The 9,247-nt window shown below is 39.9% G+C and carries 12 protein-coding genes; 10 read left to right on the top strand and 2 right to left on the bottom strand.

What is annotated here, in order from left to right; genetic code table 11:
* The 3 genes from AC3WVA_RS05145 to AC3WVA_RS05135 form a co-directional block, all read left to right on the top strand.
* Positions 1-1,150 (top strand): BclA C-terminal domain-containing protein (locus AC3WVA_RS05145; RefSeq protein ID WP_492321811.1); only part of this gene is annotated, 1,150 nt, incomplete at its 5' end.
* 173 nt (positions 1,151-1,323) lie between these two features.
* Positions 1,324-2,337 carry a GTP 3',8-cyclase MoaA gene (moaA, locus tag AC3WVA_RS05140; protein WP_088316446.1) on the top strand — a complete coding sequence of 338 codons (1,014 nt, stop codon included), beginning with the start codon at positions 1,324-1,326 and terminating at the stop codon, positions 2,335-2,337.
* A 16-nt stretch (positions 2,338-2,353) separates the two neighbouring features.
* Positions 2,354-3,367, top strand: a complete 1,014-nt coding sequence (locus tag AC3WVA_RS05135) for a molybdopterin-synthase adenylyltransferase MoeB (RefSeq protein WP_098346436.1) — start codon at positions 2,354-2,356, stop codon at positions 3,365-3,367.
* A gap of 36 nt (positions 3,368-3,403) precedes the next feature.
* Here AC3WVA_RS05135 and moaC read toward each other — a convergent pair whose 3' ends face one another.
* A complete protein-coding gene (gene moaC / locus AC3WVA_RS05130) occupies positions 3,404-3,889 on the bottom strand; it encodes a cyclic pyranopterin monophosphate synthase MoaC (protein WP_000094145.1) in 486 nt (161 codons plus the stop codon).
* Positions 3,890-3,972: 83 nt separating this feature from the next.
* Here moaC and moeA point away from each other — a divergent pair, with 83 nt between their 5' ends.
* The 7 genes from moeA (at position 3,973) to AC3WVA_RS05095 (ending at position 8,650) form a co-directional block, all read left to right on the top strand.
* Entirely contained in the window at positions 3,973-5,262 is a 1,290-nt protein-coding gene (gene moeA / locus AC3WVA_RS05125) for a molybdopterin molybdotransferase MoeA (RefSeq protein WP_492321810.1), read from the top strand.
* Positions 5,232-5,747 (top strand): molybdopterin-guanine dinucleotide biosynthesis protein B, encoded by a 516-nt coding sequence (gene mobB, locus AC3WVA_RS05120; RefSeq protein ID WP_048528722.1) that lies wholly within the window; start codon positions 5,232-5,234, stop codon positions 5,745-5,747. The genes moeA and mobB overlap by 31 nt, the downstream gene beginning before the upstream one ends.
* A complete protein-coding gene (moaE, locus tag AC3WVA_RS05115; RefSeq protein WP_071756944.1) occupies positions 5,744-6,208 on the top strand; it encodes a molybdopterin synthase catalytic subunit MoaE in 465 nt (154 codons plus the stop codon). Before mobB ends, moaE begins: the two co-directional genes overlap by 4 nt.
* 2 nt (positions 6,209-6,210) lie before the next feature.
* Entirely contained in the window at positions 6,211-6,444 is a 234-nt protein-coding gene (gene moaD / locus AC3WVA_RS05110; protein ID WP_098346437.1) for a molybdopterin converting factor subunit 1, read from the top strand.
* 93 nt (positions 6,445-6,537) lie between these two features.
* Positions 6,538-6,957, top strand: a complete 420-nt coding sequence (locus AC3WVA_RS05105) for a DUF3888 domain-containing protein (protein WP_088316449.1) — start codon at positions 6,538-6,540, stop codon at positions 6,955-6,957.
* A gap of 36 nt (positions 6,958-6,993) precedes the next feature.
* The gene (gene glcU / locus AC3WVA_RS05100) at positions 6,994-7,851 is read left to right on the top strand and encodes a glucose uptake protein GlcU (protein WP_492321809.1); all 858 of its coding nucleotides are present in this window, start codon (positions 6,994-6,996) and stop codon (positions 7,849-7,851) included.
* Positions 7,852-7,864: 13 nt separating this feature from the next.
* Positions 7,865-8,650 (top strand): glucose 1-dehydrogenase, encoded by a 786-nt coding sequence (locus AC3WVA_RS05095; RefSeq protein ID WP_048528727.1) that lies wholly within the window; start codon positions 7,865-7,867, stop codon positions 8,648-8,650.
* A gap of 73 nt (positions 8,651-8,723) precedes the next feature.
* Here the strand turns inward: AC3WVA_RS05095 and AC3WVA_RS05090 are convergent, their stop codons facing one another.
* A complete protein-coding gene (locus tag AC3WVA_RS05090; RefSeq protein WP_001998466.1) occupies positions 8,724-9,218 on the bottom strand; it encodes a CarD family transcriptional regulator in 495 nt (164 codons plus the stop codon).
* Positions 9,219-9,247 lie beyond the last annotated feature (29 nt).

The following is a 9,247-nucleotide window of genomic DNA, read 5'->3' as shown; positions in this document are numbered from 1 at the left end:
AATCGGAAGTACGGGTCCAACGGGAGATACCGGTCCAACAGGAAATACAGGAGTAACTGGAAGTACAGGACCAACAGGAAATACAGGAGTAACCGGAAGTACGGGTCCAACGGGAAGTACTGGAGCCACGGGAGAAACGGGTCCAATCGGAAGTACGGGTCCAACGGGAGATACCGGTCCAACAGGAAATACAGGAGTAACTGGAAGTACAGGACCAACAGGGAATACGGGAGCCACAGGAGAAACGGGTCCAACGGGAGATACCGGTCCCACCGGAAATACGGGAGCCACAGGAGAAACGGGTCCAACGGGAAGTACGGGTTCAACCGGAAGTACGGGTTCAACCGGAAGTACGGGTTCAACCGGAAGTACAGGACCAACAGGAAATACGGGAGCCACAGGAGAAACGGGTCCAACGGGAAGTACTGGAGCCACGGGAGAAACGGGTTCAACCGGAAGTACGGGTCCAACAGGAAATACGGGAGCCACAGGAGTAACAGGTCCCACCGGAAATACCGGAGCCACAGGAGAAACGGGAGCCACGGGAAGTACGGGTCCAACGGGAAGTACTGGAACCACAGGAGAAACGGGTCCAACGGGAAGTACTGGAGCCACGGGAGCCACGGGAAGTACGGGTCCCACCGGAAATACAGGAGCCACGGGAGTCACGGGTCCAACAGGAAATACAGGAGCCACGGGAGAAACGGGTCCAACCGGAAGTACGGGAACAACAGGAGTTAGTACAACTGCAACGTACTCATTTGCGAATAATACATCAGGAAGTGCTATTTCTGTTTTGTTAGGTGGTACAAATGTACCGTTGCCGAACAATCAAAATATTGGTCCAGGAATTACCGTTAGCGGAGGAAATACCGTATTTACAGTTGCGAATGCGGGGAACTACTATATAGCTTATACAATAAATTTAACAGCCTCTTTACTTGTAAGTTCTCGTATAACTGTTAATGGCAGTCCGCTTGCAGGAACAATAAATTCACCAGCAGTAGCTACAGGTTCATTTAATGCGACAATCATTGCTAATTTGCCTGCTGGAGCTGCTGTTAGTCTACAGTTATTTGGAATAGTTGCAATAGCCACATTATCTACGACAACGCCAGGAGCTACTTTAACTATTATTAGATTAAGTTAATAGAAAGAAAACCTTGGGGCTTTTATGCTTCAAGGTTTTTTATCTCGTTATAAGTAGGGAGTCTAATTGGTTAGGAAAGTTTTACTTTATTCACTTGAGCAAAAACATCGCAGTTCGAAAATATATTATAATAGAATGAAAAGAGAGAAATTTGGCAGAAAGGGAGGGTGGCGATGCAGGAGATGGTTACAGATTTTTTTGGACGCCCGCTTCAAGATTTGCGCATATCTGTCATTGATCGTTGCAATTTTAGATGTACATATTGTATGCCAGCGGAAGTGTTTGGGCCAGATTATGCTTTTTTGAAAGATGAGTTTTTACTGACGTTTGATGAAATTGAGCGATTGGCAAAATTATTTGTTAGCATCGGTGTAAGAAAAATTAGAATTACTGGTGGCGAGCCACTACTTCGTAAAGATTTAACGAAGCTTATTGCACGTCTCGTGAAAATTGACGGGCTGTTAGATATAGGGTTAACGACTAATGCGGTTCATTTAACGAAGCAAGCAAAAGTATTAAAAGAAGCTGGATTACATAGAGTAAATGTTAGTTTAGATGCAATAGATGACGATGTATTTAAGGGCATTAATGGCCGGAATATTAGTACGAAACCTGTTATAAAAGGAATTATGGCCGCAAAAGAGGCCGGGCTTGATGTAAAGGTAAACATGGTTGTGAAAAAAGGGATGAACGATCATCAAGTACTTCCGATGGCTGCATATTTTAAAGAGCAAGGAATCACGCTTCGGTTTATTGAGTTTATGGATGTTGGTAGTACAAATGGATGGAACTTTGATCAAGTTATTACAAAGCGGGAGTTAATGGAGACGATTCATAGCGTGTATCCGCTTGAGCCAGCTGAAGCACATTATTTCGGTGAAGTTGCGAAGCGATATCGTTACGTTGGAACAAATACCGAAGTCGGTTTTATTACTTCTGTTTCTGAATCATTTTGTTCCTCTTGTACGAGAGCGAGAATTTCGGCAGATGGAAAGTTTTATACTTGCTTATTTGCGACAGAGGGACTCGATATAAGGGAACTTCTTAGGGGAAAGCTTTCGGATGAGGAGTTATTACGTGTTATACAAGATGTATGGATGAATAGAAAAGATAGGTATTCGGATGAACGGACAGAAGAAAGTGCAAAAAATCGTCCGAAAATTGAAATGTCTTATATAGGAGGATAAGAAAGGGGGCTATCGTATGCAGGAGCGATATTCAAGACAAATATTATTTGCTGGTGTTGGAGAAGAAGGACAGAGAAAAATTAGAGAGAAGCATGTACTTATTATTGGTGCTGGTGCTCTTGGTGCGGCAAATGCAGAAGCGATTGTTAGAGCAGGTGTTGGAAAAATAACAATTGCGGATCGTGATTATGTAGAATGGAGTAATTTACAAAGGCAACAGTTATATACAGAAGAAGACGCGAAGCAGTATAAACCGAAGGCGGTAGCAGCGGCGGAGCATTTAAAAGCGATTAATTCTGAGGTGGAAATAAATCCGGTTGTGACTGATGTAACAGTGCAAGAAATGGAAGAGCTAGTGAAGGATGTAGATTTAATATTAGATGCAACAGATAATTTTGAAACGCGTCTTCTTATTAATGATATTTCACAAAAGTATAATGTTCCGTGGATATATGGTGGTTGCGTTGGAAGCTACGGAGTAACGTATACAATTTTACCAGGAAAAACACCGTGTTTCCGCTGTTTAATGGAGCATCCAGCGAGCGGAGCAACATGTGATACGGCTGGTATTATACAGCCAGCAGTACAATTAGTAGTTGCGCATCAAATAACGGAAGCGCTGAAAATATTAGTAGAAGACTATGGGGCGCTTCGTGAAACGATGTTATCGTTTGATCTTTGGAATAATCAACAGATGGCATTTAAAGTGAATAGGCAGAAAAAAGACACATGTCTATCTTGCGGAAGATTACGTACATATCCGAGTTTAACATTTGAAGCACAAACGAAAACAGAAGTGTTATGTGGTCGAAATACAGTACAAATCCGTCCAGGTGTGCGGAATGAATTTCATTTAGAGGAAATTAAAAAGCGCTTACAAAGAAGTGTGGAAGTAAAAGCTACTCCGTATTTATTGTCATTTCCGGTAGAGGAATTTCGTTTTGTTTTATTTACAGATGGCAGGGCGTTTATTCATGGGACGAATGATATCAATGTAGCAAAACGTTTATATGCAAGATATATAGGTTGAACCTAAAGAAATCCTTTAGGTTCAACAGAGAGAAGATTAAGACTTTCTCGCATAATCTCCACTTTTTCCACCTGTTTTTTCAAGTAAGTACGTTTCGCCAATAATCATACCTTTATCAACAGCTTTACACATATCGTACACGGTAAGAGCGGTAGCTGAAGCAGCTGTTAAAGCTTCCATTTCAACACCGGTACTACCTTCTGTTTTTACTTTTACTTCAATAAGTAATCGATATTGTTCTTCGGATTGTTTCCAATCGAAAGAAACGTCAACACCTTTTAATAATAAAGGATGGCACATTGGGATAATATCAGAAGTGCGTTTCGCAGCCATAATACCAGCGATTTGTGCAACTGCTAATACGTCACCTTTCCCGATTTCGTTGTGAGAGATTTTATCGTAAATTTCTTTTGTAACGACAATGCTAGAGCACGCAATTGCTGTTCGAACGGTTGCTTTTTTGTCGCTTATATCAACCATCTTTGCGCGGCCTTGGTCATTAAAGTGTGTGAATGAAGACATGGAATTCCTCCTTGAAGTAATTTCTATTTAATATATAAAGTTTAATCGAGATACAAAAAATTGCAAATATGGGGTGAGAAACGATGGTAGAAAAACGAATTCCGATTCAAGTTGCTGAGGCAGTAGAGAGAGTAATGGAATATGCGAAGAATGGTGAAGTAGAAGAGGTTTCTATTACGGAAAGTTACGGGAGAATTCTTGGGGAGGATGTTGTCTCTGATCATGACGTTCCTCATTTTGATCGTTCACCTTACGATGGTTTCGCAATTCGAGCAGAAGATACGAAAGAAGCAAATCAAGAGAATGCGATTGAGTTTGAAGTAATAGGAGAAATTGGGGCGGGATCTGTTTTTACAGAAGAAGTAGGACCTTTTCAGGCGGTTCGTATTATGACAGGAGCAGCTATTCCAGAGGATTGTAATGCAGTCGTAATGCTAGAGTTGACGGAAGGTTTTGAGAAGAACGGAAAAACATATATGAAGTTAAAGCGTCCTTTCCATAGTGGTGACAATGTGTCATTTAAAGGGGAAGATATAAATCAAAATCAAGTTCTCGTTCAGAAAGGCGTTGCAATTAATCCAGGTGTTGCGGCCTTATTAGCGACGTTTGGATATAGTACTGTGAAAGTTGTAAAACAGCCTGTTGTTGGTATTGTGACGACAGGAAGTGAATTGCTAGAAGTACATGAGTCTTTACAGCCGGGGAAAATTAGAAATAGTAACTCTTATATGATTGCGGCTCAAATTATGAAAGCTGGAGGCAAAGTCCGTTATTATGGTCAACTTGCTGATGAGTTAGATGCATGTTTTGCAGCTGTTCAATCAGCGATGAATGAGGTTGATATTTTAATTACGACAGGCGGTGTGTCGGTAGGAGATTATGACTACTTGCCGGCTATTTATGAAAGATTACAGGCAAATGTACTCTTTAATAAAATAGCGATGAGACCAGGAAGTGTAACGACAGTAGCTGAAGTTGATGGGAAGTTACTTTTCGGTTTATCGGGGAATCCGTCAGCTTGTTACGTGGGATTTGAGTTATTTGTGCATCCGGTAATTCAAACATATTTATATGCAAAGGAGCCTCACATATATAGAGCAGATGCTATTTTACAAAAAGATTTTCCCAAGCCAAATCCGTTTACTCGTTTTGTAAGAGCGAAGGTGACAATCATGGACGGAGCATTACAAGCGATGCCGGTCGGTTTAGATAAATCGAGTGCGGTATCTTCACTCGCAGATGCGAATGCTTTTATTGTGTTGCCTGGGGGAACGAGAGGGTTTGAGGCAGGGATGAAAGTATCTGTATTATTGTTAGAGCATGCCGAGGGATGTGATTGGCCATGGGCAAAGCCCCTTCAATCTTACAAATAGTAGGATATCAAAATAGCGGGAAAACAACGCTTGTTGAGAAAATAGTGCATATGTTAGCGGAACGAAAAGTGAAAGTTGCTACCATTAAACACCACGGGCACGGAGGATTTCCAGAAGTAGCGCAAAAAGATAGTGAGAGGCATCGAAAGGCTGGTGCTGTCGTTAGTAGTGTAGAAGGCGCTGGATTACTTTCGCTTTCGTCATTAAGAGAGGATTGGTCTTTGCAAGAAATTGTTCGTTTATATGAGTTTTTTGAAGTAGATACAATTTTAATTGAAGGTTATAAAAAAGAGAGCTATCCGAAAATAGTGTTACTTCGTTCTGCGGAAGACGTTGAACTTTTACATAAAGTAGAAAATATAGTAGCGGTTATTACGTGGCATGATGCTCCCGCAAACTTACGAGAAGAATATAAAGTATTTCATATAACAGAAGAAGATTTGTATATAGACTGGTTTGTACAAACGGTAAGGAGTACGAAATGACAAATACATATTATGAAGTAATTGATACAGAAATCTTGGTTGAAGAGGTAGCGAAGAAGGTTATTCGCCGTGAATGTGGTGCTGTTACAACATTTATTGGAACGGTTAGGGAGTTTACGAAAGGGCGTCGTACATTATACTTAGAATACGTCGCTTACAAAACGATGGCAGAAAAGATGCTAGAGAAAATTGGCTCAGAAGTGAAAGAGAAGTGGCCAGGTACACACGTTGCGATTACACATCGCACCGGTACACTACAAATTTCTGATATCGCGGTTGTGGTTGCTGTTTCAACACCGCATCGTAAAGCGGCTTATGAAGCGAATGAATATATTATGGAACGCATAAAACAAATTGTTCCGATTTGGAAAAAGGAGTTTTGGGAAGATGGGGATTCATGGATTGGTGATCAATTAGAAAAAACGCCATATCCAGCGGGAGAGCCTGGGAAGGAGCTATAAGTATGATTCGAGTATTGTTATTTGCGTACTTGCAAGAGGAAGCAGGAACAAGTGAGTTACAAATAGAGAAAGAAAATATTACGGTTGCAGAGTTAAAAGATGTTGTTACTAAAGAATATAATGTACCAATGACAGCACCAATTATGGTTGCGATTAATGAAGAATACGCAAATGAAGATGACAGGGTCCAATCTGGTGATGTTGTTGCACTAATCCCACCGGTGAGCGGTGGTTAATATTGGATTTATGAAAACGACTTTCCTACATAAGGGAAGTCGTTTTTTTATGGAAGTTTTGCGAACACTAACGTATAGAACAAGGAGGGTGTTATGAAAAAAATATGTGTAGTTATTACAATGCTATGTGCGGTTTTTTTCTCTTCTCCAATTGATTCTTTCGCGAAAGAATCAAGGGAGCAGCTTTTAGAGAGTGCATTATCGAATAGGTATTATTCGGTTATTAGACAAGTGACAGAAGATCAATTTGAATGTGCTTCAGTTATAAATATAAAGCGTCTCGGTAAGAATAGTGAGTTCGTTCCTAGATTTGAAATTACGCTACAATTTCTTACGTTCCAAGGTGCACATAATCCGCCGAATGATAAAGTTACACTTACTTTAGAAGATCATTTAGATCACGTAAAGATAAAGAAAGTGGAGCGAGAAAGGAATGTTTCTAGTGCTATTGTAGAACAAGTTTGTGAAAGAGAAAGAGAAAAAATAAAAGCTCACTCTAATGATTCAGAGTGATAATCTACGACATTCAGTAAAGAAAGGTAATGAGCGATGGACATACTTTTAGCGATTTTACCGGCTCTATTTTGGGGAAGTATTGTGTTATTTAACGTGAAACTAGGCGGAGGACCGTATAGCCAAACACTCGGTACAACGTTTGGTGCACTTATTTTCTCAATTGTTGTTTATATTTTTATGAAGCCCGTATTAACTCCTACTGTTATCGGAGTTGGGATTGTGTCAGGTTTATTTTGGGCACTTGGTCAGGCGAATCAATTAAAAAGTATTGATTTAATGGGCGTTTCGAGGACGATGCCCATTTCAACAGGACTTCAATTAGTTGCGACGACTTTATTTGGAGTCATCGTATTTCATGAGTGGTCTACGACGGTATCAGTCGTCCTTGGTGTATTGGCTCTCATTTGTATTATTATCGGTGTTATTTTAACATCGCTTCAAAGTGAAGAAGAAAAGAGTGCAGAGCAGGCGGGTAATTTTAAAAGAGGCATTATTATTTTATTGATTTCAACAGTCGGTTATTTAGTTTATGTAGTAGTAATTAGACTATTTAACGTAGATGGTTGGTCAGCTTTATTGCCACAAGCAGTCGGTATGGTGTTAGGGGGCATTTTGCTTACTTTTAAACATCATCCATTTAATAAATATGCAATACGAAATATTATTCCAGGATTAATTTGGGCAGCTGGAAATATGTTTTTATTCATTTCGCAGCCGCGTGTTGGAGTGGCAACAAGCTTCTCGCTATCACAAATGGGAATTATTATTTCGACGCTTGGTGGGATCCTTATATTAGGTGAAAAGAAAACGAAACGTCAATTAACAGGCATTGTTATCGGTATCGTTTTTATTATTGCAGCCGGAATTATGTTAGGTATAGCAAAAAGTTAAAGGGGGTATGGAAATGTATAATGATTTAGCAGGAAAAGTAGTCGTTATTACAGGATCAGCAACTGGTCTTGGAAGAGCAATGGGAGTAAGGTTTGCTAAGGAGAAGGCGAAAGTAGTGATTAACTATCGTTCACGAGAGTCAGAAGCGCATGATGTATTAGAAGAAATTAAAAAAGTAGGCGGAGAAGCGATTGCTGTAAAAGGTGATGTGACGGTTGAATCTGATGTTGTGAACCTCATTCAATCTGCTGTGAAAGAATTTGGTACGCTTGACGTTATGATTAATAATGCAGGGATAGAAAACGCGGTACCGTCGCATGAAATGCCGCTTGAAGATTGGAATAGGGTAATTAATACAAATTTAACAGGTGCTTTTTTAGGAAGTCGTGAAGCAATTAAATATTTTGTAGAACATGATATTAAAGGTTCTGTTATTAATATGTCTAGTGTTCATGAGAAAATTCCGTGGCCACTATTTGTGCACTATGCGGCGAGTAAAGGCGGCATTAAACTGATGACAGAAACGTTAGCGCTAGAATACGCACCAAAAGGCATTCGAGTAAATAATATTGGGCCAGGTGCAATAAATACGCCAATTAATGCAGAGAAGTTTGCTGATCCTAAAAAACGTGCTGACGTAGAAAGTATGATACCGATGGGCTACATTGGAAAACCAGAAGAAATTGCAGCAGTCGCAACTTGGCTCGCTTCCTCAGAGGCGAGTTACGTAACTGGAATTACGTTATTTGCAGATGGCGGAATGACGTTGTATCCATCGTTCCAAGCAGGGCGCGGGTAATAGAAAAGGACAAAGAGTATTAGCTCTTTGTCCTTTTTTAAGCAAAAAAAAATAGCGGCCAGCTATTTTAAATTTAATGATTAATTGTATCTTGAAGATATTCTGTTGCTTGATGTTCAGAAACATTTTGTACGAGTGCAACTTCACTAATCATCATTTTTCGGGCGTTATCTAGCATTTGTTTTTCGCTCGCATTTAAAGCTCTCTCTTTATTGCGGCGAAGTAAATCCCGAACAACTTCTGCGCTATCTTGCAGATTGCCGTTTTTCATTTTTTCCATATTCATTGTATATCTTTGTTTCCAGGAAAGTGATGTATCTGATTCCCCGTTTTGAAATTCAAGAAGTATATCATCTAACGTACCTTTATCTACGATATAACGAATACCTGATTTTTGTAATTGATCCATAGGAAGCATTACTTGCATATCTTTACTAATGATGCGTATCACACAATATTGACGTATTGTTCCTAATATTTCTTTCTCTTCAATGGCTTCGATGACTCCTGCGCCGTTCATTGGATAAACGATTTTATCACCAATTTGAAACAAATCATCCACCTCCATATGTGGTAACCATCTTTAATGATATCATA

Source organism: Bacillus sp. EB106-04-02-XG92 (assembly GCF_058791995.1).
This window is presented reverse-complemented; position numbering and strand designations above follow the sequence as displayed.